23 protein-coding genes are annotated in these 24,819 nt (G+C 70.8%); 12 read left to right on the top strand and 11 right to left on the bottom strand.

Going from position 1 to position 24,819, the window contains the following annotated elements; all coding sequences use genetic code 11:
• Positions 1–1,254, top strand: a complete 1,254-nt coding sequence (gene pgaC / locus LQ771_RS13365; RefSeq protein ID WP_231349891.1) for a poly-beta-1,6-N-acetyl-D-glucosamine synthase — start codon at positions 1–3, stop codon at positions 1,252–1,254.
• Complete coding sequence (pgaD, locus tag LQ771_RS13360; protein WP_231349890.1) at positions 1,251–1,718, top strand: poly-beta-1,6-N-acetyl-D-glucosamine biosynthesis protein PgaD; 468 nt, start codon at positions 1,251–1,253, stop codon at positions 1,716–1,718. The genes pgaC and pgaD overlap by 4 nt, the downstream gene beginning before the upstream one ends.
• Positions 1,719–1,850: 132 nt before the next feature.
• On the opposite strand, the gene LQ771_RS13355 is transcribed toward pgaD, so the two are convergent.
• The 4 genes from LQ771_RS13355 to LQ771_RS13340 all read right to left on the bottom strand — a co-directional run bounded on the left by LQ771_RS13355 (position 1,851) and on the right by LQ771_RS13340 (position 5,246).
• Complete coding sequence (locus LQ771_RS13355; RefSeq protein ID WP_231349889.1) at positions 1,851–3,038, bottom strand: class I SAM-dependent rRNA methyltransferase; 1,188 nt, start codon at positions 3,036–3,038, stop codon at positions 1,851–1,853.
• 139 nt (positions 3,039–3,177) lie between these two features.
• On the bottom strand, positions 3,178–3,612 hold the full coding sequence (locus LQ771_RS13350; protein ID WP_231349888.1) for a hypothetical protein: 435 nt from the start codon (positions 3,610–3,612) through the stop codon (positions 3,178–3,180).
• A 67-nt stretch (positions 3,613–3,679) separates the two neighbouring features.
• Positions 3,680–4,624, bottom strand: a complete 945-nt coding sequence (locus tag LQ771_RS13345) for a serine/threonine protein kinase (RefSeq protein ID WP_231349887.1) — start codon at positions 4,622–4,624, stop codon at positions 3,680–3,682.
• Positions 4,625–4,808: 184 nt separating this feature from the next.
• A complete protein-coding gene (locus LQ771_RS13340) occupies positions 4,809–5,246 on the bottom strand; it encodes a hotdog fold thioesterase (protein WP_231349886.1) in 438 nt (145 codons plus the stop codon).
• 29 nt (positions 5,247–5,275) lie between these two features.
• Here LQ771_RS13340 and LQ771_RS13335 point away from each other — a divergent pair, with 29 nt between their 5' ends.
• Positions 5,276–6,367 (top strand): 2Fe-2S iron-sulfur cluster-binding protein, encoded by a 1,092-nt coding sequence (locus LQ771_RS13335; RefSeq protein WP_231349885.1) that lies wholly within the window; start codon positions 5,276–5,278, stop codon positions 6,365–6,367.
• A 19-nt stretch (positions 6,368–6,386) separates the two neighbouring features.
• Here the strand turns inward: LQ771_RS13335 and LQ771_RS13330 are convergent, their stop codons facing one another.
• The 3 genes from LQ771_RS13330 to LQ771_RS13320 all read right to left on the bottom strand — a co-directional run bounded on the left by LQ771_RS13330 (position 6,387) and on the right by LQ771_RS13320 (position 7,855).
• Positions 6,387–6,830 carry a rhodanese-like domain-containing protein gene (locus LQ771_RS13330; RefSeq protein WP_231349884.1) on the bottom strand — a complete coding sequence of 148 codons (444 nt, stop codon included), beginning with the start codon at positions 6,828–6,830 and terminating at the stop codon, positions 6,387–6,389.
• 108 nt (positions 6,831–6,938) lie between these two features.
• The gene (locus LQ771_RS13325) at positions 6,939–7,352 is read right to left on the bottom strand and encodes a hypothetical protein (RefSeq protein ID WP_231349883.1); all 414 of its coding nucleotides are present in this window, start codon (positions 7,350–7,352) and stop codon (positions 6,939–6,941) included.
• Positions 7,353–7,378: 26 nt separating this feature from the next.
• Complete coding sequence (locus LQ771_RS13320; RefSeq protein WP_255674174.1) at positions 7,379–7,855, bottom strand: YiiD C-terminal domain-containing protein; 477 nt, start codon at positions 7,853–7,855, stop codon at positions 7,379–7,381.
• 80 nt (positions 7,856–7,935) lie between these two features.
• On the opposite strand from LQ771_RS13320, the gene LQ771_RS13315 reads away from it, so the two are divergent.
• The 7 genes from LQ771_RS13315 (at position 7,936) to mddA (ending at position 17,042) form a co-directional block, all read left to right on the top strand.
• Positions 7,936–8,688: a uroporphyrinogen-III synthase gene (locus tag LQ771_RS13315; protein WP_231349882.1), complete on the top strand. Its 753-nt coding sequence runs from the start codon at positions 7,936–7,938 to the stop codon at positions 8,686–8,688.
• A 74-nt stretch (positions 8,689–8,762) separates the two neighbouring features.
• Positions 8,763–9,854: a uroporphyrinogen-III C-methyltransferase gene (locus LQ771_RS13310; RefSeq protein ID WP_231349881.1), complete on the top strand. Its 1,092-nt coding sequence runs from the start codon at positions 8,763–8,765 to the stop codon at positions 9,852–9,854.
• Positions 9,851–11,107, top strand: coding sequence for a heme biosynthesis HemY N-terminal domain-containing protein (locus LQ771_RS13305; RefSeq protein WP_231349880.1), 1,257 nt, complete (start codon positions 9,851–9,853; stop codon positions 11,105–11,107). Before LQ771_RS13310 ends, LQ771_RS13305 begins: the two co-directional genes overlap by 4 nt.
• A gap of 162 nt (positions 11,108–11,269) precedes the next feature.
• A complete protein-coding gene (locus LQ771_RS13300; RefSeq protein ID WP_231349879.1) occupies positions 11,270–11,800 on the top strand; it encodes an ECF-type sigma factor in 531 nt (176 codons plus the stop codon).
• Between the two features lie 146 nt (positions 11,801–11,946).
• Positions 11,947–14,622: a serine/threonine-protein kinase gene (locus LQ771_RS13295; RefSeq protein ID WP_231349878.1), complete on the top strand. Its 2,676-nt coding sequence runs from the start codon at positions 11,947–11,949 to the stop codon at positions 14,620–14,622.
• A gap of 148 nt (positions 14,623–14,770) precedes the next feature.
• The gene (locus LQ771_RS13290) at positions 14,771–16,198 is read left to right on the top strand and encodes a hypothetical protein (RefSeq protein ID WP_231349877.1); all 1,428 of its coding nucleotides are present in this window, start codon (positions 14,771–14,773) and stop codon (positions 16,196–16,198) included.
• A gap of 40 nt (positions 16,199–16,238) precedes the next feature.
• On the top strand, positions 16,239–17,042 hold the full coding sequence (mddA, locus tag LQ771_RS13285) for a methanethiol S-methyltransferase (protein WP_231349876.1): 804 nt from the start codon (positions 16,239–16,241) through the stop codon (positions 17,040–17,042).
• A 205-nt stretch (positions 17,043–17,247) separates the two neighbouring features.
• Here mddA and LQ771_RS13280 read toward each other — a convergent pair whose 3' ends face one another.
• From LQ771_RS13280 to polA, 3 genes are all read right to left on the bottom strand, one after another.
• Complete coding sequence (locus LQ771_RS13280) at positions 17,248–19,533, bottom strand: DNA helicase II (RefSeq protein WP_231349875.1); 2,286 nt, start codon at positions 19,531–19,533, stop codon at positions 17,248–17,250.
• Positions 19,534–19,589: 56 nt separating this feature from the next.
• A complete protein-coding gene (locus LQ771_RS13275; RefSeq protein ID WP_231349874.1) occupies positions 19,590–19,808 on the bottom strand; it encodes a hypothetical protein in 219 nt (72 codons plus the stop codon).
• A 438-nt stretch (positions 19,809–20,246) separates the two neighbouring features.
• On the bottom strand, positions 20,247–22,973 hold the full coding sequence (gene polA, locus LQ771_RS13270) for a DNA polymerase I (protein ID WP_231349873.1): 2,727 nt from the start codon (positions 22,971–22,973) through the stop codon (positions 20,247–20,249).
• Positions 22,974–23,069: 96 nt separating this feature from the next.
• On the opposite strand from polA, the gene LQ771_RS13265 reads away from it, so the two are divergent.
• Together LQ771_RS13265 and LQ771_RS13260 are read left to right on the top strand one after the other, a co-directional pair.
• Positions 23,070–23,543: a DUF2782 domain-containing protein gene (locus LQ771_RS13265; RefSeq protein ID WP_231349872.1), complete on the top strand. Its 474-nt coding sequence runs from the start codon at positions 23,070–23,072 to the stop codon at positions 23,541–23,543.
• A gap of 7 nt (positions 23,544–23,550) precedes the next feature.
• Complete coding sequence (locus tag LQ771_RS13260; RefSeq protein ID WP_231349871.1) at positions 23,551–23,982, top strand: EamA family transporter; 432 nt, start codon at positions 23,551–23,553, stop codon at positions 23,980–23,982.
• Between the two features lie 94 nt (positions 23,983–24,076).
• Here LQ771_RS13260 and LQ771_RS13255 read toward each other — a convergent pair whose 3' ends face one another.
• Positions 24,077–24,790: a glutathione S-transferase gene (locus tag LQ771_RS13255; RefSeq protein ID WP_231349870.1), complete on the bottom strand. Its 714-nt coding sequence runs from the start codon at positions 24,788–24,790 to the stop codon at positions 24,077–24,079.
• Positions 24,791–24,819 lie beyond the last annotated feature (29 nt).

The following is a 24,819-nucleotide window of genomic DNA, read 5'->3' as shown; positions in this document are numbered from 1 at the left end:
GTGGATACGAATCACGCCCTGTCGGTGCTGCTCGACTTTGCCTTCTACTACCCGCTGGTCATGTCGATGCTGTGGATGAGCGGGAGCATCCTCTACTTCCTGCGCTGGGAGCGGCGGCAGCCACCGCGTGACGAGCCCGGATTACTGCCCGAGCAGCCACCGATCAGCATCCTGGTGCCCTGCCACAACGAAGGCACGCACATCCGCGAGACGATCGGGCAGCTGGCGCGCCAGCGCTGGCCGCAATTCGAGATCATCGCGGTCAACGATGGTTCGACCGACGATACCGGCGACCAGCTGGACGCGCTGGCCGCGGAGGTGCCCCAGCTGCGCGTGATCCACTTCGCCAGCAACCAGGGCAAGGCGATGGGGCTGCGCATGGCGGCGCTCGCCGCACGCCACGAGTTCCTGGTGTGCATCGACGGCGACACCCTGCTGGACGAGCATGCCGCGCACTGGATGATGCGCCACCTGCTGGAAAGCCCGCGCGTGGGCGCGGTCACCGGCAACCCGCGCATCCGCAACCGCTCAACGCTGCTGGGCAAGCTGCAGGTGGGCGAGTTCTCCTCGATCATCGGCCTGATCAAGCGCGCCCAGCGCGTGTACGGGCGCATCTTCACCGTGTCGGGCGTGATCGCCGCGTTCCGCAAGCGCGCGCTGCTGGACGTGGGCTACTGGAACGTCGACATGGTCACCGAGGACATCGACGTCAGCTGGCGCCTGCAGATGCGCCACTGGGACGTGCGCTACGAGCCCAACGCGCTGTGCTGGCTGCTCACCCCCGAGACCGTGCGCGGCCTGTGGCGCCAGCGCCTGCGCTGGGCCCAGGGCGGCAGCGAGGTGCTGCTGCGCTATGCCGGTGGTCTGTTCAACTGGCGCCGCCGGCGCATGTGGCCGGTGGCGCTGGAATACCTGCTCAGCCTGGTGTGGGCCTACCTGATGGTGGTGGTGGTCGCGCTGTGGGCGGTGGGCAAGTTCATCCCGCTGCCGCCCGAGTTCGCGGTCCCCAGCCTGCTGCCGCGCTGGCACGGCGTCATCCTGGGGCTGACCTGCCTGACCCAGTTCCTGCTCAGTCTGGTGATCGACCGGCGTTACGAGACACGCATCGGACGCAACTACTACTGGATGATATGGTACCCGATCGCCTACTGGATGATCAACACGCTGACCACCGTGGTCGCGTTCCCCAGGGCGCTGCTCAAGCGTCGCGGCGTGCGCGCGATCTGGACCAGCCCGGACCGGGGGCTGCGATGAAGGCCGAAGGCTTCGTGATCCAGAACGAGCGCCGGCGCACGCCGGCGCAGCGGATGCTGTCCTCGCTGGTCACGCTGGTGGCGTGGATGCTCTGGCTGTACCTGTGGCTGCCGGTGATCACGCTGCTGGCATGGCTGGCCGGCCTGCGCACCGCCTGGGTGGAGCTGTCGGCCGAGGCCTACGCCAACCAGACCTCCGACCTGCTGTCGATTCTCGGCTACGCGCTGGCATGCGCCGTGGTGTTCGCCAGCTGGGCCTATTACAACCAGGCGCGCTTCGCCCACAAGACGCGGCGCCGGCAAGGACCGGCGGCAGTGGCGCTCATCGAGGAGGCGATGGCGCTGGACGTGGACCCGCGCGAGGCCCAGGTCATGCGCAGCCAGCAGCACAGCACGCTGGTGTTCGACCGGAACGCGCGGCCGGTAGTGCGGCGTTCGGCCGATCGCGCCCCCGAGCCTGCCTGACGCCCGTCACCGCCGTCAGGATGGGCTTCCGGAGACGTCGGTAGGAGCCCACTTGTGGGCGATGCCTCTGCTCTGATGCCGGACGAAGAGCATCGCCCACAAGTGGGCTCCTACAAGAGCTTGGTGCGGCGCCTACTCCACCCGGCAGAACACCGCCTTGAGATAACGGCCTTCGGGCACGTCGGCGCGCACCGGATGGTCGGCGCCGGCACCGGCGACCTGCAGCACCTGGATCTCGCGGCCGGCGTTGAGCGCCACGCGGCGCAGCATCTCCAGGAAATCCGCCTCGGCCACCAGGCCGGTGCACGAGCAGGTCAGCAGCAGGCCGCCGGGCGGGATCACATCCAGCGCCAGCCGGTTCATGGCGAAATACTTCTTGAGCGCATCGAACACCTTGTTGCGGTCGCGCGTGAGCTTGGCCGGGTCCAGGATCACCGCGTCGTACCGCTCGCCGCGCGCGGCCGCCTCGCGCAGCCAGTCGAAGATGTCGGCCTGCTGGAAGTCGATCGCCAGGTGATTGGCCGCCGCGTTGGCACGTGCGATCTGAAGGATGCCCGCGTCCATGTCCACGCCGACCGCCTCGCGCGCGCCCGCGGCCATCGCGTGCACTGCGAAGCCGCCGGAGTTGCAGCACAGGTCCAGCACACGCCGGTCGCGCGCGAACTCGGCGAAGCGGCGGCGGTTCTCCCGCTGGTCGGCGAAGAAGCCGGTCTTGTGGCCCAGGCCCGGCGCGGCGTGGAAGGCGAGCCCGTGTTCGTGCACCTGGACCGGTGCCGGTGGCTCGGGGCTGCGGCAGTCGAAGGATTCCTGCTTCTGCACGTGGCTCTCGGCGAACCAGTACAGCCGCGCGCCGGGGAAGTGTTCGAGCAGGGCGGCGTGGATCGCCTCGCGGAACTTCCACATGCCGGCGGCGAAATACTCGATCACCAGGATGTCGGCGTAGCGGTCGACCACCAGCCCCGACAGGCCGTCGCCCTCGCTGTGCACGACGCGCCAGGCATCGCTGGCACGGTCCAGCTGCAACAACTCGCGGCGCAGCTGCACCGCCCGGGCGATGCGTGCGGCGATCCAGTCCGCATCGATCGCTTCGGCCGGGTCGCCGGTGAGAAGCCGCAGCGCGATGCGCGCATGGCCGTTCCAGAAGCCACGACCGACGAAGCGGTCCTTGCTGTCCACCACATCGACCACGCTGCCGGGCGGCAGGCGCTGCTCGGGCTTGTACACCTGCGCCGACCACACCCACGGGTGGCTTGGCGCACGGTCGGATTTGAGGCGGATGCGCGGCAGGGCGGCGGAGTCGTGCGGGGTGGGGGTGTTCATCCGGCCATGATACCGGTGCTTGCCTGACCGCTCCTGCTCCTCCCCCTGCACGCAGGGGGGAGGTTGGGAGGGGGGGCGTTCGGAGCGAAGAGCACCCCTCCTTAGCCCTCCCCTGCCAGCAGGGGAGGGAGTCAGGGCATCAACGCAGCTTGAGGATGAGCCAGGACACGACCGCCAGCAGGTTCACCCCGATGCGGGAAACGGAAGGCCCGGCGACCGCCAGCACGAAGCCCTGCGTGCCGAAGCTCCAGTCCAGCCAGGGCCGCGCCAGGTGGAAGGTGGTGTAGATGTTGAGGTACGCCCCCGCGTGCAGCGCATAGCTGAACACCGGCGTGGCGATCAGCGGCAGTTGCAGCAGCTGCGCGACGCGCGAGAACGCCACGCCCCGGTCGCTGCCCTCGACCAGCCACACGCCCGCCAGCAGCACGAAGCCGAAGGCGACCAGCGCCACCAGCGCGTGCAGCATGTCGTAGGTCGAGCCCATCACCAGCAGGCGGCGCAGTGCGCCCGCGGCGCCGTACAGGCCGCCGGCGATTTCGAGGATGCCGATCAGACGAAAGAGGAAACTGCGCATGCAGAGGGTTCCAGGCACGTGGACGAAGGCGCGGAGTGTGCCGCGTTTGCGGCGCGTCGTGTGCGACTCAGGCCAGCGTGTCGGCCAGCTCGTGCATATCGGCGACGTGCTGCTCCCACCAGCGTGGCTCGGCGGCGAACGGGAACGCGGCGGGGAAGGCCGGGTCGGGCCAGCGCTGGGCGATCCAGCCGGCGTGATGGACCTGGCGCATGGCGCGCAACGCCGGGATCAGCGCAAGCTCCGCGTGGTCGAAGTCGCGCATGGAGGTGTAACCCTCCAGCAGTGCGTCCATGGCCGCGTCGTCGTGCGCGAGCATCCACAGGTCCTGCGCTGCGGGGCCGGTGCGGGCGTCGTCCAGGTCGACGAAGTGCGGGCCGGCATCGGTCCACAGCAGGTTGCCCGGGTGGCAGTCGCCGTGCAGCCGCAGCTGGCGCACCGGGCCGACCGCATCCAGGCGAGCGGCCACCGCTTCGTCGAGCCGGCCTGCGGCGGCGCGGTAGGCCTCGGCCAGGTGCGGCGGCAGCAGCGGCGAGGCCAGCACCGCCCGCGCGGGACGTTCGATCAGCGTGGTGCGGTCGACGCGCTCGCGGTGGCGGAACGGTGCGCGCGCGCCGACCGCGTGCAGGCGTGCGATCAGGCGGCCCAGCCATTCCAGTTGGTCGGCCGATTCCAGCGAGGGGGCGCGGCCGCCGCGACGGGGATAGAGCGCGTAGCGGTAGCCGCCATGGTGGAGCAGGGTGCGTCCATCGAACACCAGCGGTGCGACCACCGGCAGCTCGTCGTCGGCCAGTTCCAGCGCGAAGGCGTGTTCCTCGGCGATGGCTTCGTCGCTCCAGCGCCCGGGCCGGTAGAACTTGGCGATCACCGGCGCCTCGTCCTCGATGCCGACCTGCCAGACGCGGTTCTCGTAGCTGTTGAGCGCGAGGAGCCGGCCGTCCGGCCAGAGGCCGCAGGTGCCGACGGCGTCGAGCACGAGGTCGGGGGTGAGGTTGGCGTAGGGGGCCGCGATCATGCTCCCGGCTCCCTCTCCCCGCCGGGGAGAGGGCTGGGGTGAGGGGCCGCCCTGGCGGAAAGGCTCCGCAAGGGCGTGGTCTTTCTTTCCACGTTTCGGGGGACTTTCCCGGCGAGCCCCGGCCCCTCACCCCGACCCTCTTCCCGGGGAGAAGGAGCAAAGCGTGTGTGCACCTTTGCGCAGCTCACCGCACCACCGCCCGCCGTGGCACCACTGCCATGGTCAGCCTCGAGATGCACACCAGCGCGCCTTCCTCGTTCTCGATGCGGATCTCCCACACCTGCGTCGAGCGGCCCAGGTGCAGGGCCCTTGCCGTGCCGGTGACCACGCCCGCCCGCACGCCACGCACGTGGTTGGCGTTGATGTCCAGGCCGACCGCCGCCTCCTGTTCCGGATCGAGCGTCAGCAGCGCGCCGGTACTCCCCAGTGTCTCGGCCAGCGCCACCGAAGCGCCGCCATGCAGCAGCCCGAACGGCTGATGCGTGCGCGCATCCACCGGCATGGTGCCGGTGAGCCAGTCCTCGCCGATCGCGGTGAAGCGGATGCCCAGCACCTGCATCAGCGTGTTGTCGCTCCATGCATTGATGCGCTCGAGCTCGGGTGCCTGCTTCCAGATCGTCATGGGACGCGCCGTATCAACCAAAGCACGCATTGTCCAACCATGGCCGCCGCGGCGACAATGCGCGGGTGTTCACCGTCACCCTCAAGAACTCGGGCAGCACCTTCCCCGTCGCGCCGGGCGAGACCGTGCTCGAGGCGGCGCAGCGCGCCGGCATCGCGCTGCCGTACTCGTGCCGCGCCGGCGTCTGCGGCAGCTGCAAGGCCACGCTGCTGGCCGGCCAGTGCGACTACCCGCGCAATCCGCCGGTCGCCTTGAGCGGCAGCGCGATGGCGCGCCACGCGATCCTGATGTGCCAGGCGGTGCCGGCCACCGACCTGACCATCGCTGCGCGCGAAGTCACTTCGGTGGAGGACATCGCGCGGCGCCGTCTCACCGTCGAGGTGGTCGGCAAGCAGCCGCTGGCACCCGACGTCACCGGGCTGGTGCTCCGGCCCGTGCCTGGGCAGAAGCCGCTCAACTGGCTGCCGGGGCAGTACCTGGACGTGCTGCTGGACGAGGGGCGGCGCCGGCCTTTCTCGATCGCCAGCGGGCCGAAGCTGGACGGCAGCATCGAGTTGCACGTGCGCCACGTCGCCGGCGGCGGCTTCACCTCGTGGGTGCACGACGGACTGGCGACCGGCGCACGGCTGCACATCGAGGGGCCGCTGGGCACGTTCGTGCCGCGCGAGGATTCGGAACGGCCGATGGTGTTCATGGCCGGCGGCACCGGCTTCGCGCCGGTCAAGGCCATCGTCGAACACTTCCTGGCGCTGGGCACGCGCCGGCCGATGGCGCTGTACTGGGGCGCGCGCAGCGTCGGCGACCTGTACCTTCGCGAGCTGGCCGGGCGCTGGGCACGCGAGGCGCCGGATCTTAAGTTCCACCCGGTACTGTCCGATCCGGAGCAGGCCGCCGCCGTCGGCATGCGCGCCGGCCTGGTGCACGAGGCGGTGCTGGAGGACCAGCCGGACCTGTCCGGCCACGAGGTCTACATGAGCGGCCCGCCAGCAATGATCAATGCCGGCCGGCAGATGTTCGCGGAGGCCGGACTGCCCGACGAGCGGCTCTATTTCGATTCGTTCGAATACGCGCCCGACGTGCTGGCGCAGATCCTGGCCGGCCGGGCCGGCATCGGCGGATAGACGGCTACCTGTTTCGTCCTTACTTGCTGCCCTTGGCCAGCGGCAGCTGCGCCTGCTGCCAGGCCAGCACACCGCCGCCCAGCGTGTAGACCCTGCTGAAGCCGGCCTTGACCAGCCGCTGCGCGGCCTTGTCCGCGCCACGGCCGTCCTTGTCCATCACCACCACCGGCAGGTCCCTGGCCTTGGCCAGGTCCTTGTGCTCGGGATCGAACTGGCTGGGCAGCACGTGGCGTGCGCCTGGCACGTGCATCTTCTCGAAGTCGGCGCGGGCCGAAAGATCGATCAGCAGCGGGCTTTCGCGATTGATCAGCAAGGTGAGCCCGCCGGGCGTGAGCTCCTTGTACTTGCGCAGCAGGCGACCGAACTCCATCGCCACCAGCGCAAGCAGGATGATCACGAACAGCGCCGACAGCGCGAGGTGGTTGCCCACGAAGGTGGGGAGCTTGTGCAGGAAGTCGTTCATGGCAGGCCTGGCCGGATGCGCAAACCGGCGATTATCCGGGAGGGTGGCGGCGGGCGCAAAGGCCGCCACGCTCCGGCGCCCTTTTGCCGCGAGGGAGAGCGAGCGGACTCACTCCCGCGTGATGTCCGGCAACCCGCTCATCAGCCACCAGCGCTTCTTCTCCGGGTCATAGCGCCAGCTCTGCCGGTCGACCACCGTCCGCTCGGACTGCGTGTTCACGTTCACCAGGCTGATCTGGACCACCTGCCGCACCTGGTTCTCGCCGTCCGGCACGGCACCGGCGCCCTCGTCGTAGCCGGTCACGCGCACCTGCTCGTAGCGCGACAGGTCCAGCGGACTGAGCGGATGGGCCTCGCGCACCTTCGGATCGACGAACTGCCGCGCGCTCTGGAAATCGCCCCAACGCAGGGTGCTGGCGTAGGCGTTGAGCGTGGTGATCAGCGCCTGGTTGCGCTGGTCGGTCGCGCAGCCGGCGCAGAGCATCGCGACGAGCGCGAGCAGTGGGAACATATAGCGACGCATGGCGGATTCCCTCCGGAAACAGGCCTTCATTGTGCCCCAGCCCGCCGCTTCGCGACGAAGCGCGCCTCCAGCGTGGCGGCCGGACGCCCGCCACGGCCGGGCACCTCGCAACGCACGTCGATGCGTGCCTTGCCGCGCTCGGCCAGCGTGTCGAAGAAGGTCGCGAAGTCCGCGCCCTCGGCCAGCCGCGCCGCGGCGTGGAAGTCCTCCCATACCGGCTCCAGGTAGCGCACGTGCGAGTCGCCGACGAACACGTCGCAGTCCTCGCCGCGCCGTTCGAGTTCGAGTTCGACCAGCGCCCAGCCGGCCAGCGTCATCAGGCTGGCCAGACTGCCGCCGAAGGCGCAGCCCTTGTCGTTGACGTTGGGCGCCAGCGGCGCGGCCAGCACGAGCCCGTCCGGGCCGTAACCGTGCAGGCGCAGGTCCATGGCGCGGGCGAGCGGGATCCTGTCGCGGATGAAGCGGAGCAGGTCGTCGGCAAGCAATCGGGAATCGGCGGTCACAACGCGGCACACGGGTGGAAAGCGGCAAGTGTAGCGAGCGGCTTACACTGGCCGCCTGTCTCGACTGAACGGGTTGCGCGGTGCCACACGCTTCCACCTCCGGCGACCTCGAAGGGCGGGTGATCGTCATCACCCGGCCCGCCGGCACCGCCTCGGGCTTCGCGCGCCAGGTGCGCGCGCGCGGCGGGGTGCCGCTGCTGCTGCCCGGAATGGCCTTGCGCGAGGGCAGGGACGGCGCGCGCACCGCGTTGTGCGAGGCCCTGCGCCAGGACGACCTGGTGCTGTTCACCAGCCCCGCCGCGGTGCGCTTCGCCGCCACGTTGACGCCGCTGCGCACACGCGCCACGGTGCTGGCGGTGGGGCAGGGCACCGCCGCCGCATTGCGCCGCCATGGCCTCGCCGCGCAGGCGCCCACGCGTCAGCAGGACAGCGAAGGCCTGCTCGACCTGCCCGCGCTGCGCGATGTACGGGGACGGGGCGTGGCGCTGGTCGGCGCCCCCGGTGGGCGCGGAGTGCTGCAACAGCGCCTGGTCGATGGAGGCGCGCGGCTGCGCGAAGTGTGGGTCTATCGACGCACGGCGCCGCGGCTGGATCGCCGGCATGTCGAGGCCGTCGGGCAACTGCGCTCCAGTGCCCGCGTGCTGCTCTCCAGTGCGCAGGCGTTGGCCAACCTCCGGGAAGCCCTGCCGCCGGAGGCGTGGACACGCCTGAGCCACGCCGTCGCCATCGTCAGCAGCGAGCGCCTGGAGGCCGCCGCCCGTGCGGCTGGATTCGGCCACGTGCGCCGTGCCGCTTCGGCCCGGCCCGCCGACCTTCTCGCCGCCGCCCGCTGACGTCTGCGGGAGTCCGGCCCACGCTTCACGCCCGCCATGCGAACCCCGCCATGCGGGCTGCTAGCATGGCGCGCATGAACCAAGACGACCTCGCTTCCGATCGTCCCGCCGCGCCGGTGCCAGCCGCCGCGCCCGTTCCGCGCCCCGCGCCCGCACCGGCTCCGCGCCGTGGCGGCACGCTGGCCCTCGCGCTGCTGATCGCCCTGCTCGCGCTCGGCCTGGCCGCCTACGTCGCCTGGCGCCAGTGGCAGCAGATGCAGGGCGCTGCCGGCGACCAGCTCGACCAGCGCGTGGGGCAACTGGAAGAGACGCTCACCACGCTGGGCGACGAGCGCTCCTCGCTGCGCCAGCGCCTGGGCGACGCCGAGCAGGTCAATCGCAGCCTGCGCGAGGAACTGCTGGGCCAGTCCGAGCGCGTGCGCAACCTCGAGGATGCGGTCGCCAAGCTATCGGAAAAGAGTCTCTCCGGTCATGACGCGATGCTGTTGGACGAGACCGAAACGCTGCTGCGCATGGGCCAGCAGCGCTACGTGCTGTTCCATGACGCGCAGGGCGCGGCGGCCGCCTACGGCCTGGCCGACCAGGCGCTCGCCGCGGTCAACGACGGCGCCTTCTCCGGCGTGCGGCAGAGCATCGCGGCCGAGCGCGAGGCGCTGGAACAGAGCGTGCCGCGCACCCGTGCGGTCGAGACCCTGCAGCAGCTTCGGACCGCAGTCGGCACGCTCCCGCTCAAGCGTGAGGACGCCGCCGCCCAGCCGGCCAGCCCGGGCGCCTGGTCGCGCATCCGTCATGCGCTGGGTAGCGTGGTCAACGTGCAGCGCGATAACGGCGCGCCGCTGGCGGTAGCGGATGCCCGCCTTGCGCGCGAGCTGACCGCGCTGGACCTCGCCCAGGCGCAGGCGGCGCTGCTCGCCGCCGACGTCGACGCCGCCCACGCCGCCATCCTGCGGGCGCAGGCCAGCGTGGCCGCGCAGTTCGACGCCGCCGATCCGGGCGTGACGCACGTGAAGGCGCAACTGGAGACCCTCGCCGGCAACCTCAAGCCCGCCACGCCCGTGCAACTGGGCGCCGCGCTGGCCGAGCTGCGCAACCTGCGCGCGGTGCACGCGCTCAAGGCGGTCGACGCCACGCCGGCCCCCGCCACCAGCACGGGGCGGCGGCCGTGAAGCTCTGGCGCTGGCTGTTGTTGCTGATCGTGGTCGCGGCGCTGGCCGCGTTCGGCTGGCATTGGGTCGCCGAGGACCCGGGTTACGTGCTGGTGCGCCTGCGCGGCTGGCGCGTGGAAACCACCGTGGTGGTCGCGCTGGCCATCGTGTTGCTGGCCGGGGTGATCCTCGCCGGCCTGTGGCGGCTGGCGCGCTGGCCGTTCGGGGCGATGTCGCGCCGGCATCGACGAGTCAGCCGGCAGCGCCTGGGCAGCGGCCTGGTCGCGCTGATGGAGGGCCGCCACGGCGAAGCCGAGCGCGACCTGGAGCGCGCCGCCCGCCTGGACGCGCTGCGCGGCCCCGCGTTGCTGGCCTCCGCCGAGGCCGCCTCGCGTCGGGGCGAGCCGGCCCGTGCGCTGGAAACGCTCAACCGTGCGGGCCAGGCCGCGCCGCAGGCCGCCCGCGTCGTGCGTGCGCGCGTGCTGCGTCGTGACGGCAAGGCGGCCGAAGCCCTTGCGCTGCTGAATCCGGAAGCCGGCAGCGGCAGCCTCACCCCTGGCGGCTGGCACGAACTGGCCCTGGCCGCGCTCGCCGCCGGCGAACCGCGACGCGCGCTGGCGGCACTTGAGCCGCTGCAGAAAAGTGGCGCGCTCGGCACGCAGCGTTATGCCGCGCTGGAGACCCGGGTCCTGGTGGCCGCCATCCTCGCCGCGCCCGATGGCCAGGCGCTCAACACGTTGTGGTCGCAACTGCCCAAGGGCCAGCGCCGTGCACCCGCAGTGATCGACGCCTACGCCCGTCGCGCCGCCGCCTTCGGCCAGGCGCTGCCGGCGATGGACGAACTGGAATCGGCGCTGCGCCGCGAGTGGTCGCCCCAACTGGCCGAAACCTGGGGCACCCTCGACGGCGACGACCTCGACGCCCGCCTGCGCCGCGCGGAGGCCTGGCTCGACGCCCACCCGAACGACCCCGGCCTGCTGCTCGCGCTGGGCCGCATGTGCGTGCGCCAGCAACTGTGGGGCAAGGCGCGCACCTACCTCGAGCGCGCGCTCGCCATCGCGCCCGGTCCCGGCGCCTGGGAAGCCATGGGCGAGGCCTGTGTCGGTCAGGGCGACATCCCGCTCGCCCAGCGCTGCTACCGCAACGCACTGGCGCTCACTCGCGGCGATGCCACGCTCGACCTGCCGCGCGACAGCCGGCTGTCGCATCCGGACACACGCTCGCTGGCGGTGGAAGAGCGTGACGAGCACGGCATGCCGCGGTTGCGGCCCTGACCGCAGGCAACCGGCGCGCGACTTGCCCGCCGGTCCCTTCCCCGCAGGGGAAGAGGGCGCCGCCACGCGCATGGCCCGCCTCCCGGTCCGGCCCGCTCCACCCCGACTGCACAGGCGTACCATTCCCCCGTTGAAGGCCTGCATCCGTGGGGGTACTTCGCCATGCCAGATCTACGGCAGATGCCGCTCGACCCTTCGGCCGAGGCACTGTTCGTCACGGTCTACGCGCGCCTGAAGGCAATGGCGGCCAGACAGCTGGCCAGCAGCCGTAATGCCACCCTCGACACCACCGAACTGGTGCACGAGCTGTACCTGCGCATGGGCCAGCGCGAGGGCCTGCAGTTCGAGCACCCGGCACAGTTCTTCAGCTACGCCGCGCGCGCCATGCGCCACCTGCTGATCAACCGCGCGCGCGATCGCCTGCGCCTGTGCGCCGGCGGGCAGTGGCAGCGCGTCACGCTGGACGACCAGGCGCTGAAGCTCGCACTCGACACGGCCGAACAGGCGCTGGCGCTGGATGCCGCACTGGACGAACTCGAGCGGACCGACGCGCGCGCCGCCCAGGTGGTCGAACTGCGCTTCTTCGCCGGGCTCAGCCTGGAACAGGTCGGCGAAGCGCTGGGCCTGTGCCGGCGCACCATCGACCGCGACTGGCGCTTCGCGCGCGCCTTCATCAAGGCGCGCATGGACTGACTCGCGCGCCCCCTCAGCGGGCGGAAGCAGAAGGGCGGGGCCGGGCGCGGCGGCTTCGTGCCGTGCGGGATGCCCCGGAAGGGGGGCCGGGTCGCAAACCATCCCCAACCGGGGTTCATGGAAGAGGCAGGGCGAGGAGAGGCGTCATGGCATCCCTACCGTCGTTGCGCGAGCTGTTCGAAACGGTCCTTCCGCTGCCGGCGGCCGCGCGTGCGCGTCTGCTGGCCGAGCGCTGCCCCGACCCGGGGCTGCGCGCGCAGCTCGAACGCATGCTCGCCGCCGATGCCGCCGAAGGCGAGCTGCTCTCCACCGGCGATGCCGCCCGCGCCGCGCAGGCGATCGGCGATGCGAGCGTCGCCGACGCGCTCCCCGCGGGCAGTACCATCGGCTCGTTCGAACTGGTCCAGGTACTGGGCGAGGGTGGTTCCTCGACCGTGTTCCGCGCCTTCCGCTCGAGCGAGGGCGTGCGCCAGGAAGTGGCGATCAAGCTGCTCGCGCGCGGCCTCTACACCGCCGATGCGCAGCGCCAGTTCCGCCGCGAGCGCGAGGCGCTGGCGCGACTGCGCCACCCGGGCATCGCGCGCCTGATCGAGGGTGGCATCACCGAGGCCGGCCAGGCCTACATCGCGCTGGAACTGGTCGACGGCCAGCCGATCACGCACTACGCGCGCGAGCGGCGGCTGGCCCTGCGCCAGCGGCTGGTCCTGTTCCTCATGGTCTGCCGCGCGGTCGAGACCGCCCACCGCGCGCTGATCGTGCACCGCGACCTCAAGCCCTCCAACGTGCTGGTCACCGCCGAGGGCGACGTCAAACTGCTGGACTTCGGCATCGCCAAGTTGCTCGACGAGGACATCGACGAGGCCACGCGTACCCGGCACCTCGCGCTCACCCCGGCCTACGCCGCGCCGGAGCAGTTCGCCCAGCAACCGGTCACGACCGCCACCGACGTCTATGCATTGGGCGTCCTGCTGGACGAGCTGGTCAGTGGCCGCCGTCGCGCGGCCGGCGCCACCAGCACGCCACCCTCGCGCACCGACACCCCGACCCTCGCCGAGGCCTATGGCCTCACGCGCTCGCCTGCGGCGGTCGCGCCGATCCGGCGCAGACTGCGCGGCGATCTGGACAACATCGTGCTGAAGGCCGCCTGCCCCGAGCCGGAGCGGCGTTACGCCTCCGCCGGCGCGCTGGCCGAGGACATCGCGCGCCACCTGGACAGCGAACCGGTGCAGGCGCACCCGCCCTCGCGCCGGTACCGCGCGGGCAAGTTCGCGGCGCGGCACCGCGTCGGCGTGGCGATCACCGCGGCGTTCCTGCTGGCCATCCTGGTGTCGCTCCCGGCCGCACTGTGGCAGGCGCGCGCGGCGCGCCACGAGGCGCAGCGGGCGGAGGCGATCCGCGATTTCGTCGTGGACCTGCTCGGCAGCACCGCGCCGGACGTCCCCGCCAGCCAGCGCCCCGACGTGCCGACCCTGGTCTACCACGCCGCCGAAAGCCTGCCCCGGGATTTGCGCGACCAGCCGGACCTGCATGCCGAGCTGCTCTACACGCTCGGCAACGTCCTGCGCGACATGGGTGATCCGGAACATTCGGAGAAGCTGCTGCGCGCCGCCGCTGCGAGCGCCGTGGAGCTCCCCGAGGCCTCGTCCGTGCGCGTACAGACAGGCATGGGACTGGTGCGCACGCTGGTCCGTCGCGGCAACTACGACGAGGCCGCGCAGCGGCTGGCCCCGCTGTTGGCCATCCCGCCACGGCGGCTGCCGCCCGATGTCCCGCGGAGCGAACTGCTGAAGATCGCGATGGCGGTCGAGGACGGTCGCGGGCACATGGCCCCCGCGGTGGCCTACGGGCGACAGATGATCGCCACCTACCGCGCCGACTGCGCCGCGGGCCTGCGTTGCGACCAACTGCGCTTTGCCACCCATGATCTGGCCAGCGTGCTGCTCGACGCCGACCGCATCGCCGAGGCACGCGCGCTGGCCGACGAGGCGCTGGCGCGCAAGCTGCGCGGCGCCACCCCGATGAGCCTGGCCAACACGTTCGAACTGCAGTCGAAGATCGCGCTCTATCGCGGCGAGCTCGATGTCGCCGAGGCGGACGCGGTCAAGGCCCAGGCACTGGTCGACTCGCTAGGCGACAGCCTGCGCCGGAAGCCGCTGGAGCCGCGCGTGCAGCGCATCGACGTGCTGCTCGCGCGCGAGAACGCCGCCGACGCGCTGGCCCGGACACGGGCGCTGCTCGACGCGCAGCACGCGCGCAAGGCGCCGCGCTGCCCGGTCGCCTGGAGCGAACTGCAGCAGGCGCGCGCGCAGTTGCTGCTGCACCAGCCGCGGGTCGCCGCTGCCGCCGCGGCGCAGGCCCAGGCCGACGCCGCCACCTGCGACCGTAGCCGCGAGGTGACGCTCGCACTGGCGGTCATCGTGCGCGGACGCGCACTGGCTGCCGCGGGGGACCGCGCGGGCGCAGGCGCGGCCTACGCCAGGACCGCCGCGTGGAACGCTCGCGTGCACACCGATGATCCGTTGTCCTGGCCGCTCTACCTGGTCGAGGCCACGCGTCTGGCCAGCGCCTTGGGCCACGATGACGCCGCCGCACGCACCGCGCGCCAACTGATCGCCGCGCTGGACCGCGCGCAGGCGCCGTCCAGCCACCCCTGGCGGCTGGAGGCCCAGCTCACGCTAGCGGCCAGGACCCCAGGTCCGGGGCACGCCGCTGCGGTCGATACCCCAGCCTTCGACGCCGCCCTTGGCCGTATCCGCGGCTGGCCGGTCGGAGCCCGACTCGCGCAGTGGCGCGCCGGTGCCGGTACGAAAAACGCCAGATAGCCCGGCCTGGAACCCTCAGGCAGCCGGGGCCCGACCTGCCCGGCAACCACCCGAACCGCCACTCCATGTCGCACTTCGCCGTGCCCCGGTGTTCCTCGTCGTGCCACGCCGCTTCCCATCCCGGCACGACCGATACGGGGACCACTACATGTCCGACCACCAGACTCTCCGACCCGTCGCCACCCGGCGACTGGCCACCCTTGCCGTGTTGCTGCTCGGCGTCGGCGCCAGCCAGGCCCGGCAGGCCGAACCCTCCCCGGCAAACCCGCTGTCCACGCCCGATGCCTCCGGCTGGGTGCAGACCACCACGCCCGGCGGCCGCATCGACCGCAACAATGCGTTCTTCCAGGGCCTGGGCAGCAATGGCCGCAGCTGTGATTCCTGCCACCGCCAGGCACAGGGCTGGTCGGTCACGCCGCAGGAACTGCGCCAGCGTTTCGAGCGCACCAGCGGCATGGATCCGGTCTTCGCACGGGTCGACGGCGCGGTCTCGCCGCTGGCCGATGTCTCGTCCCTGGAAGCCCGCCGCAGCGCCTACGCCCTGCTGCTCGACCGCGGGCTGATCCGCGTCGGGATGCCGATTCCGGCCAACGCCCAGTTCCGCCTCAGCGCGGTGGACGATCCCTACGGCTATGCCAGTGCGCGCGAGCTTTCGCTGTTCCGCCGCCCGCTGCCCTCGACCAACCTGATCTGGCTTACCGCCGTGATGTGGGAGGGTCGCGAGACATTCACCCCGTTCAATCCGCCGATGGACGCGGGCATCGACGTGCAGAACCTGCGCAGCAGCCTGGCCCGGCAGGCGCGCAACGCCATCCTCGGCCACGAGCAGGCCTCGCGCGCGCCGGCCGACGCGATCATCGACAGCATCGTCGAGTTCGAGCTGCACCTGGTCACCGCGCAGGTGGACGACAGGGATGCCGGCCGCCTCAACGAGGCCGATGCCCTGGGCGGCCCCGCCATCCTCGCCCTGCAGCGCTTCTGGGTCGGCATCAACGACACGCTCGGCAACGACCCGACCGGCGATGCGTTCGACGAAAGGGCCATGCACCTGTTCGACAGCTGGGACGATCCCGGGCAGTCCGGCAGCGACCGTCGCGGACGCGCCCGCGCGACGATCGCCCGCGGCGAGAAGCTGTTCAACTCGATGCGCATCGACATCACCGGCGTCGCGGGACTGAACGACGTCACCGGCAAGACGGTCATCCGCGGCAGCTGCAGCAGTTGCCACAACGCGCCCAACATCGGCAACCACTCCGTCCCGCTACCGGTGAACATCGGCATCGCCGATGCCGGCCGTCGCACGCCGGACCTGCCGCTGTACACGCTCACCAGCCTCGCCACCGGCAAGCGTGTGCAGACCACCGACCCGGGGCTGGCGATGATCACCGGCAAATGGACCGATATCGGCAAGTTCAAGGGACCGATCCTGCGCGGCCTGGCTTCCCGCGCGCCGTACTTCCACAACGGCTCGGCCGCCACCCTCGCCGACGTCGTCGACTTCTACGACAGCCGCTTCCACGTCCACATGAGCGCGCAGCAGAAGCGCGACCTCGTGGCGTTCCTGTCGGCGCTGTGAATCGCCCCGCATCCCGCTCCAGCCAGTGAGGTACACCCCCATGTCCCGCCTGTCCGCTCTGCTGTACGGCATCGTCGCCTACACCGTGTTCCTGCTCAGCTTCCTCTACGCCATCGGCTTCGTCGCCGGCATCGGCGTGCCTCGCACCCTCGACGAGGGACCGACCGGCCCGCTGGCGGTGGCGCTGGCGATCGACCTGCTGCTGCTTGGCCTGTTCGCCCTGCAGCACAGCGGCATGGCGCGCCCGGCGTTCAAGCGCTGGTGGACGCGCTACGTCCCGGCACCGGTCGAGCGCAGCACGTACGTGCTCGCCAGCAGCCTCGTGCTGGCCCTGCTGTTCTGGCAGTGGCGCACGCTGCCGCTGCCGATCTGGCAGGTGGACTACGAACCGGCCCGCTGGGCGCTCTACGCCCTGGCTGCGATCGGCTGGCTGCTGGTGCTGACGGGCACCTTCGTCATCGATCACTTCGACCTGTTCGGCCTGCGCCAGGTCTGGAGCTATGCGCGCGGACGCGGGCCCGAAGCTGACGCCCCCTTCGTCACCCGTGCCTACTACCGCATCGTGCGCCACCCCTTGATGCTGGGTTTCCTGATCGCGTTCTGGTCGACGCCGGACATGAGCGCGGGCCACCTGTTGTTCGCGCTGATGACCACCGGTTACATCCTGATCGCGGTGAGGTTCCTCGAGGAGCGCGACCTGGTCGCCCGGTATGGCGACACCTATCGCGTCTACCAGCACGACGTGCCCATGTTGCTGCCATGGCGGTTCGCACGCGGGCAGGGCACTCCCTCGGCCGGCTGTCCGCTGCGCCATGCCGGAGGGTCGGAGCGCATGCCGCACTGAACCGTCTACGGGCGGACCGGAGCCGGCAAGCCACCGCCGGATGCCGAAGCCGCACCCGGACAGCAGCCTGCTCCGGCCACGTCGTCTGGTGCAGGGATCTGATTTCGTTCGCTGACGTGAGGCGGCGCGCGGCCCTCGGGGCTGCAGCGTTCGGGGAAGGCGGCCAGGGCAGCGAATCGCCGCATGGCATGGCGAGGCGCGCGCCCTACAGCGGCGTGAGATTGGCGTAGGCGGCGACCAGCCACTTGCTGCCGCTGTCGGCGAAGTTCACCTGCAGCCGCGTGTGCGCGCCGCTGCCTTCGGCGCTGACCACCACGCCCTCGCCGAAGCTCGGATGGCTAACGCGCTGGCCGAGCTTGACCGGCAGGTCTTCCTGCAACGAAGAGGTATCGGTGTAGCGGCCGGCGTACATGGGGCGGCTGACCTGCACGCGCGGTCGTACCTCGTCCACCAGTTCGGGCGGCATCTCGGCCAGGAAGCGCGAAGGGCGGGCGAGCATCTCGGTGCCATGCATGCGCCGCGATTCGGCGTGGGTGACCACCAGCCGCTCGCGCGCGCGGGTGATGCCGACGTAGGCCAGGCGACGTTCTTCTTCCAGCCGGCCCTCGTCCTCGGTCGAGCGCTGGCTCGGAAACAGGCCTTCCTCCATGCCGACCAGGAACACCAGCGGAAACTCCAGGCCCTTGGCCGAATGCAGCGTCATCAGTTGCACGCAATCGTCCCAGGATTCGCCCTGGCCCTCGCCGGCCTCGAGCGCGGCGTGGGAAAGGAAGGCGGAGAGTTCCGTCAACCCCGCTTCGATGTCCTCCGGCGTCATGGCGAAGCGGCTGGCGACGCTGACCAGCTCGTCGAGGTTTTCGACGCGTGCCTCACCGTTGCCGCGGCTGTCCTTCTCGTAGTGGTCGCGCAGGCCGGTATGGGTGATGGCATGGTCGACCTGTTCGGCGAGGGTGAGGCTTTGGCTCCCCTCTCCCGCCGGGAGAGGGGTTGGGGGTGAGGGTTCGGTCGGAGCGGGAACATCTGGTGCACCCGTACCCTCACCCCAGCCCTCTCCCCGGAGGGGAGAGGGAGCAAAATCGCGGGCCATCTGGTCGATCAACGCCAGGAAGCCCTTCACCGCGTTCTTGGCGCGCCCAGCCAGCTCGCGCCCGTCGGTCAGCTCGCCCAGCGCCGCCTCCCACATCGAGCTGCCTTCGGTCCGCGCGCGCCGGCGCAGCACGTCCAGCGTGCGGTCGCCGATGCCGCGCGGCGGCGTATTCACCGCGCGCTCGAAGGCGGCGGCGTCGTGGCGGTTGGCGGTCAGGCGCAGGTAGGCCAGCGCATCCTTGATCTCGGCGCGCTCGAAGAAGCGCAGGCCGCCGTAGACGCGGTAGGGGATGTCGCGCTGGATCAGCTGCTCTTCGAAGTTGCGCGACTGTGCATTGGAGCGGTAGAGGATCGCGCAGTCCTTCGCGCTGCCGTGCTCGGCGATGTACTCGCGGATGCGCTCGATCACGAAGCGCGCCTCGTCCTGCTCGTTGTAGGCCGCATACAGCGCGACGCGCTCGCCCGCCTCGCCCGCGGTCCACAGCTGCTTGCCCAGGCGGCCGCCGTTGCGCGCGATCACTGCGTTGGCGGCTTTCAGGATGGTCGCGGTGGAGCGGTAGTTCTGTTCCAGCTTGATCGTGCGGGCACCGGGGAAGTCGCGCAGGAACTGCTGCATGTTCTCCACCTTGGCGCCGCGCCAGCCGTAGATCGACTGGTCGTCGTCGCCCACGGCGAACACCTTGCCGACGTTGCCGGCGAGCACGCGGATCCACGCGTACTGCAGCGCGTTGGTGTCCTGGAATTCGTCGATCAGCAGGTGCCGCCAGCGCTGCTGGTAATGCTCGAGCACGGCCGGATTCTTCAGCCACAGCTCGTGCGCGCGCAGCAGCAGTTCGGCGAAGTCGACCAGGCCGGCGCGGCGGCACGCCTCCTCGTAGGCCTGGTAGATCTGCACCAGCGTGCGGGTGACGGGGTGGTTGCCGTGCTCGATGGCGTCCGGGCGCTTGCCCTCGTCCTTCCAGCCGTTGATCTGCCAGGTCGCCTGGCGCGGCGGGAAACGCGCCTCGTCCAGGCCGAGCCCGGCCACCACGCGCTTGACCAGGCGCTGCTGGTCGTCGGCGTCGAGGATCTGGAAGCCTTCCGGCAGGCCGGCCTCGCGCCAGTGCCGGCGCAGCAGGCGGTGGGCGATGCCGTGGAAGGTGCCGACGGTGAGGCCGGTGGTGCCGCCGGGGATCAGCGAGTCCAGCCGCGCGCGCATTTCGCCCGCGGCCTTGTTGGTGAAGGTGACCGCCAGGATCGCCCAGGGTGGCACCCGCTCGACCTGGGTCAGCCAGCCGATGCGGTGGGTCAGCACGCGGGTCTTGCCGGAACCGGCCCCGGCCAGTACCAGGTAGTGCCCGGGCGGTGCGCAGACGGCCTCGCGCTGCGCGTCGTTCAGCGAGTCGATCAGGTACGAAACATCCATCGACCCATTGTACCGGGGCCAGTCAAGCGCGCCGCGCGTACGCGGCGCGCCGGTCTTCAGCTCTTCTTGACGAAACCGCCGATGGTCAGCAGGCCGCCGACCACGATGCCGGCGATGCCCAGCCATTGCGGCACGGCCTTCTCGTGCGTCGCTTCGATCTTGGCGGGCCCGAGCTGGGCCACCGTATCGGTCTGCTTGTAGCTGCCGTTGCCCAGGGTCACCCAGATGCCGGCGACCAACAGGATGATGCCTACGATGATGAGTCCTGCACGCATGAGCCGCCTCCTCGGTTGGGGTGCGCCCCGATCTTAGCGGGCTCGGCCGTGAATGGGCGAAAAAAAGCCCCGAAGGCTAGGGGGAACCTTCGGGGCCGGGGGTGGATGCGAAGCCCAGGGGAGAGGTTCGCATCCGGTGACCCGCTCAGGGAGGTGGGCGGGTCGTGGATGCCGTTGCGTGCATCCGGAACCTTGGATGCGTCCGGAGCGGGAAAGTTTCAAGGACGCTGTCCGGGATCTTCGGAACAGGTCAGGATCCGTTCATTCGCGAGAACTTGCTCCCTCTTCCCGGGGGAGAGGGCGGGGGTCAGGGGGGCGGGCCTCGCCCGGAATCCTGCGGTTGTGGGTCTGAAAGAACCGTCTAACGAAACTTTTCCGCGAGCCCCGGGCCCTCACCCAACCCTCCCCCGGAGGGGAGAGGGTTCAAGGCGGCGCGCGCTAGTGCGCCTGCTCCCAGTTCGCCCCGACCCCCACGTCCACCACCAGCGGCACGGCGAGCTCGGCGGCGCCGGACATGCGTTCGATGACCGCCTGGCGCATGCCATCCACGGCATCTTCCTGCACCTCGAACACCAGTTCGTCGTGCACCTGCATCAGCATGTGCGCGTCGGTGCGGTCGCACAGGTAGGCACCCATCGCGATCATCGCGCGCTTGATGATGTCCGCCGCGCTGCCCTGCATCGGCGCGTTCACCGCGGCGCGCTCGGCACCGGAGCGCAGCGCCTGGTTGCGCGCCTTGAGGTTCTCCAGGTAGAGACGCCGACCAAAGATGGTTTCCACGAAACCATCGCGGTGCGCCTGCTCGCGGGTGGCGTCCATGAAGGCGCGCACCCCGGCGAAGCGGGAGAAATACCGCGCCATGTAGTCGCTGGCTTCGCCGCGGTCGATGCCGAGCTGACGCGCCAGGCCAAACGCGCTCATGCCGTACATCAGGCCGAAATTGATCGCCTTGGCGGCGCGGCGCTGGTTGAGGGTGATGTCCTCCGGCGCCACGCCGAACACCTCCGCCGCGGTGGCACGGTGCACGTCGCCGCCGCTCTTGAACGCGCGCAGCAGCGCGTCGTCGCCGGACAGGTGCGCCATGATGCGCAGCTCGATCTGCGAGTAGTCGGCCGCCATCACCACCCAGCCGGGTGGCGCCACGAACGCCGCGCGGATGCGCCGCCCCTCGTCGGTGCGCACCGGGATGTTCTGCAGGTTCGGATCGGAGGAGGAAATGCGCCCGGTCGCCACCGCGGCCTGGTGGTAGCAGGTGTGTACGCGGCCGGTACGCGGGTTGACCATCTGCGCGAGCTTGTCGGTATAGGTCGAGCGCAGCTTGGCCAGGCCACGGTAATCGAGGATCAGCCGCGGCAGCGCGTGGTCGTCGGCGATCGCCTCGAGCGCTTCCTCGTTGGTCGAGGGCTGGCCCTTGGGCGTCTTCACCTTGGCCGCCAGGCCGAGCTGGTCGAACAGGATCGCCTGCAGCTGTTTGGGCGAGTCCAGGCTGAACGCGCAACCGGCCTCCGCATAGGCCTGCTGCTGCAGCTCGTGCATGCGCTTGCCCAGTTCCTGGCTCTGCCTGCGCAGTTCGTCCACGTCGATCAGCACGCCCTTGCGCTCCATCCCGGCGAGGATCGGGGCCAGCGGCACCTCGATCTCCTCGTAGACGCGCTTGAGCGCCGGCACGCTCGCCAGCATCGGCTGCAGCGCCTCGTGCAGGCGCAGGGTGATGTCGGCGTCCTCGGCGGCGTAGCGGCAGGCGGTGTCCAGATCCACCTGCGAGAACGGGATCTGCCTGGCGCCCTTGCCGGCGACGTCCTCGTACCTGATGGTCTGGTAGTTGAGGTAGCGGCTGGCCAGCGAGTCCATGTCGTGGCGCGTGGCGGTGGCGTTCCACACGTACGAGGCCAGCATGGAGTCGTGCTTGAGACCCTGCACGCCGATGCCGTAGTGCGACAGCACGTTGATGTCGTACTTCGCGTGCTGGCCGAGCTTGGGCCTGGCCGGGTCCTCGAACAGCGGCTTGACCGCATGCAGCACCTGGTCGCGGTCCAGCTGCCAGGGCGCGCCGGGGTAGTCGTGCGCGAGCGGGATGTAGCAGGCCTCGCCGGCCTCGACCGCGAAGGACAGGCCGATCAGCTCGGCGCGCATGGCGTCGATGTCGCTGGTCTCGGTGTCGAAGGCGATCAGCGGCGCTTCCCGCAGCTTCCCGAGCCAGTGCTCGAAGCGCCCGGGCGAGGTGACCAGCTCGTAATCGCCCGGTTTCGCGGCCGACGGCGCCGGGCTGGCCGGTGCCGGGGCGACCGCGGCGACGGGCGCGGGGCCCGGCTCGCCGAGCGTCTCGGCATCGAGTTCCCTGAGCGCGGCCTTGAACTCGTAGCGGGTGAACAGCTCGCGCAGGGTGGCGGTCTCGCGCTCGCGCAGGGTCAGGTCGGTCGGTCCGTGCTCGAGCTCCAGGTCGGTGCGGATGGTCACCAGTTCGCGCGAGAGCGGCAACCTGGGCAGCGCTTCGCGCAGGTACTCGCCGATCTTGCCGCCGATCCTGTCGGCGCTGGCGATCACCCCGTCCAGCGAGCCGTATTCGGCCAGCCATTTGGCCGCGGTCTTCGGGCCGCACTTGGTCACCCCCGGCACGTTGTCGATGCTGTCGCCGGTGAGGGAAAGGAAGTCGACGATGCGCTCGGGCGGCACGCCGAACTTCTCGGTCACGCCGGCGATGTCCAGCGTGGTGTTGGTCATGGTGTTGACCAGCTTCACGTGCGGGCCGACCAGCTGCGCAAGGTCCTTGTCCCCGGTCGAGATCGTCACGTCGATACCCTGCGCCGCGGCCGCCTGGGCCAGCGTGCCGATCACGTCGTCGGCCTCCACGCCGGGGACGCAAAGGATCGGGAAGCCGAGTGCGCCCACGATCGCCATCATCGGCTCGACCTGCGCGCGCAGGTCGTCGGGCATCGCCGCGCGGTTGGCCTTGTACTCGGCGTAGATCTCGTCACGAAAGGTGCGCCCGGGCGCGTCGCAGACGAACGCCAGGAACTCCGGCTGCGCCTTCAGCGTGGCCCGCAGCATGTTGACCACCCCGAACAGCGCGCCGGTGGGCTCGCCGCGCGCGTTAGTCAGCGGCGGCAGGGCATGGAAGGCGCGGTAGAGGTAGGAGGAGCCGTCGATCAGGATGAGCTGTGCCATCCGCTCATTCTCGCACGCGTGCCATGAGGTCGCGGTTCACCGGCCCGCGCCGGGGCCGCTGCTATGCTCGCCGGCAAATCCCCCAGGGCCCTCGCCATGAAGCTTTCCGCCGCGCTCGTCCTCCTGCCCGCGTTTCTCGCCGCGCCTGCTTTTGCCCAGTCCACCCCGCCGCCGGTGAACGTGCCGCCGCCGCCGGGCATGAACGATCCGGGCGTCAAGGCAACCCCGCCGGCGGCGCCCGCACAGAGCGTGCCCGCGACGCCGGCGCAGAGCGGAACGTCGCTGCAGCCGCGCAAGCCTGCGCCGATCCGCTCCGGCGAGCCGATGCCCGAGGTCAGCGTGCACCGGCAGGGCGAGAACACCGTGCAGGAGTACCGCCGCAATGGCCAGCTCTACATGGTGGTGGTCACGCCGCCCAACGGCATCACGCAGACCTACATGGTCGACCCGAGCGGCCGGCTGGTCGACGAGCACGGTCAGAAACCCACGCGTCCGGTGATGTACAAGATCCTCGAGTGGGGCAAGTCCAGGCCTGCGACGCCCGCGTCCGCGTCCACCGCGGGCGACTGAGCCGGCCATGGACCTGCGCCAGAGCTGGCTGCTGTTCGCGCTGGGCTCGGCGTTCTTTGCCGCGCTCACCGCCCTGTTCGGCAAGCTCGGCGTGGCCGGGATCAACTCCAACCTGGCCACTTTCATCCGCACGCTGGTGATCCTTGCGGTCACCGCCGGCATTCTGAGCCTGCGCGGCGAGTGGGCGCGTCCGGCGGGGCTGCCATGGCACAGCTGGGTGTTCCTGGTGCTCTCCGGCATCGCCACCGGCCTCTCCTGGCTGTGCTACTACCGCGCGCTGCAGCTCGGGCCGGTGAGCAAGGTGGCGCCGATCGACAAGCTCAGCGTGGCGATGGTCATCGTGCTGGGGCTGGTGTTCCTGGGCGAGAAGCCGAGCCTGCCGCTGCTGGTGGGCGGCGCGCTGATCGTCGCCGGCGCGATCGTCATCGCGCTGTTCTGACCGTCGCCGAAAACTTGCAGGAGCGCACCTGTGCGTTACCGCCATGCGCACCGTTGCCGCGCGGTCGCGCACGGGTGCGCTCCTGCAGAAGGCGTCAGGCCGGATCGTCCAGTTCGGGGTAGTGGCGGAAGATGCCCTGCTCGTTGAACGCCAGGCGTCGCGGCGAGGCGAGGTAGGCGGCGATGCGGGGGCGCTGCTCGATTTCCCCGGCCAGCGCGCGCAGCCGCCGGGTGTGCTTGCTCAGCCGGCGCATGGCGTTGGGGAAGGCGTAGTCCAGGCCGGCCATCAGCTGGAACAGCGACAGATCGACGTAGGAGTGTTCGCCCAGCGCGTGGCGGCCATCCGCGCGCGCCAGCACCTGTTCGAAGTAACCCAGGTACTTCGGCAGCCGGTGCTTGCGCAGGTCGGCGGCGCGGCGCCCGGCCTCCGCCCGCTGGTCCTCGTAATAGAGGCTGGCGGCGATGGGGTGATGGCTGTCGTGGATCTCGGCGACCAGGTCGGCGATGGTCAGCTGCAGCTGGTTGGCGTAGATACGCCGCGCCTCGCCCTCGGGCACCAGCCCCAGGTGCTGGCCCAGGTAGGCCAGGATGGCGGCGGTCTGCGCGATCAGCAGGTGGCCGGCGCGCAGGAAGGGCGGGGCGAAGGGCAGCGCGTCTTCGGTGCTGTCGCCGGTGAGGAAAGGATCCATCACAGCGTCGCCACGGTTGCGGGCGACGTCGACGTAGTCCGCGCCGGCGTCTTCCAGCGCGAGGCGGACGAATTCGCCGCGTCCCTGGATGCCGGTCCAGTAGTAGAGCTCGTAGGTCATGGCTGGGGCACTCCGCGTTCGGCGGAAGC

The organism is Frateuria soli, assembly GCF_021117385.1.
In the GTDB taxonomy this organism is placed as follows: domain Bacteria; phylum Pseudomonadota; class Gammaproteobacteria; order Xanthomonadales; family Rhodanobacteraceae; genus Frateuria_A; species Frateuria_A soli.
Note: the sequence above shows the minus strand (reverse complement) of the source record. Positions and strands in the feature narration are given on the sequence as shown.

Bases quoted from the DNA above. Each gene is read 5' to 3' on its own strand.
- pgaD (WP_231349890.1), top strand. From the start codon at position 1,251: ATGAAGGCCGAAGGCTTCGTGATCCAGAACGAGCGCCGGCGCACGCCG.
- LQ771_RS13355 (WP_231349889.1), bottom strand. From the start codon at position 3,038: ATGAACACCCCCACCCCGCACGACTCCGCCGCCCTGCCGCGCATCCGC.
- LQ771_RS13350 (WP_231349888.1), bottom strand. From the start codon at position 3,612: ATGCGCAGTTTCCTCTTTCGTCTGATCGGCATCCTCGAAATCGCCGGC.
- LQ771_RS13345 (WP_231349887.1), bottom strand. From the start codon at position 4,624: ATGATCGCGGCCCCCTACGCCAACCTCACCCCCGACCTCGTGCTCGAC.
- LQ771_RS13340 (WP_231349886.1), bottom strand. From the start codon at position 5,246: ATGACGATCTGGAAGCAGGCACCCGAGCTCGAGCGCATCAATGCATGG.
- LQ771_RS13330 (WP_231349884.1), bottom strand. From the start codon at position 6,830: ATGAACGACTTCCTGCACAAGCTCCCCACCTTCGTGGGCAACCACCTC.
- LQ771_RS13325 (WP_231349883.1), bottom strand. From the start codon at position 7,352: ATGCGTCGCTATATGTTCCCACTGCTCGCGCTCGTCGCGATGCTCTGC.
- LQ771_RS13310 (WP_231349881.1), top strand. From the start codon at position 8,763: ATGAACCAAGACGACCTCGCTTCCGATCGTCCCGCCGCGCCGGTGCCA.
- LQ771_RS13300 (WP_231349879.1), top strand. From the start codon at position 11,270: ATGCCAGATCTACGGCAGATGCCGCTCGACCCTTCGGCCGAGGCACTG.
- LQ771_RS13295 (WP_231349878.1), top strand. From the start codon at position 11,947: ATGGCATCCCTACCGTCGTTGCGCGAGCTGTTCGAAACGGTCCTTCCG.
- LQ771_RS13290 (WP_231349877.1), top strand. From the start codon at position 14,771: ATGTCCGACCACCAGACTCTCCGACCCGTCGCCACCCGGCGACTGGCC.
- mddA (WP_231349876.1), top strand. From the start codon at position 16,239: ATGTCCCGCCTGTCCGCTCTGCTGTACGGCATCGTCGCCTACACCGTG.
- LQ771_RS13280 (WP_231349875.1), bottom strand. From the start codon at position 19,533: ATGGATGTTTCGTACCTGATCGACTCGCTGAACGACGCGCAGCGCGAG.
- LQ771_RS13275 (WP_231349874.1), bottom strand. From the start codon at position 19,808: ATGCGTGCAGGACTCATCATCGTAGGCATCATCCTGTTGGTCGCCGGC.
- polA (WP_231349873.1), bottom strand. From the start codon at position 22,973: ATGGCACAGCTCATCCTGATCGACGGCTCCTCCTACCTCTACCGCGCC.
- LQ771_RS13265 (WP_231349872.1), top strand. From the start codon at position 23,070: ATGAAGCTTTCCGCCGCGCTCGTCCTCCTGCCCGCGTTTCTCGCCGCG.
- LQ771_RS13260 (WP_231349871.1), top strand. From the start codon at position 23,551: ATGGACCTGCGCCAGAGCTGGCTGCTGTTCGCGCTGGGCTCGGCGTTC.
- LQ771_RS13255 (WP_231349870.1), bottom strand. From the start codon at position 24,790: ATGACCTACGAGCTCTACTACTGGACCGGCATCCAGGGACGCGGCGAA.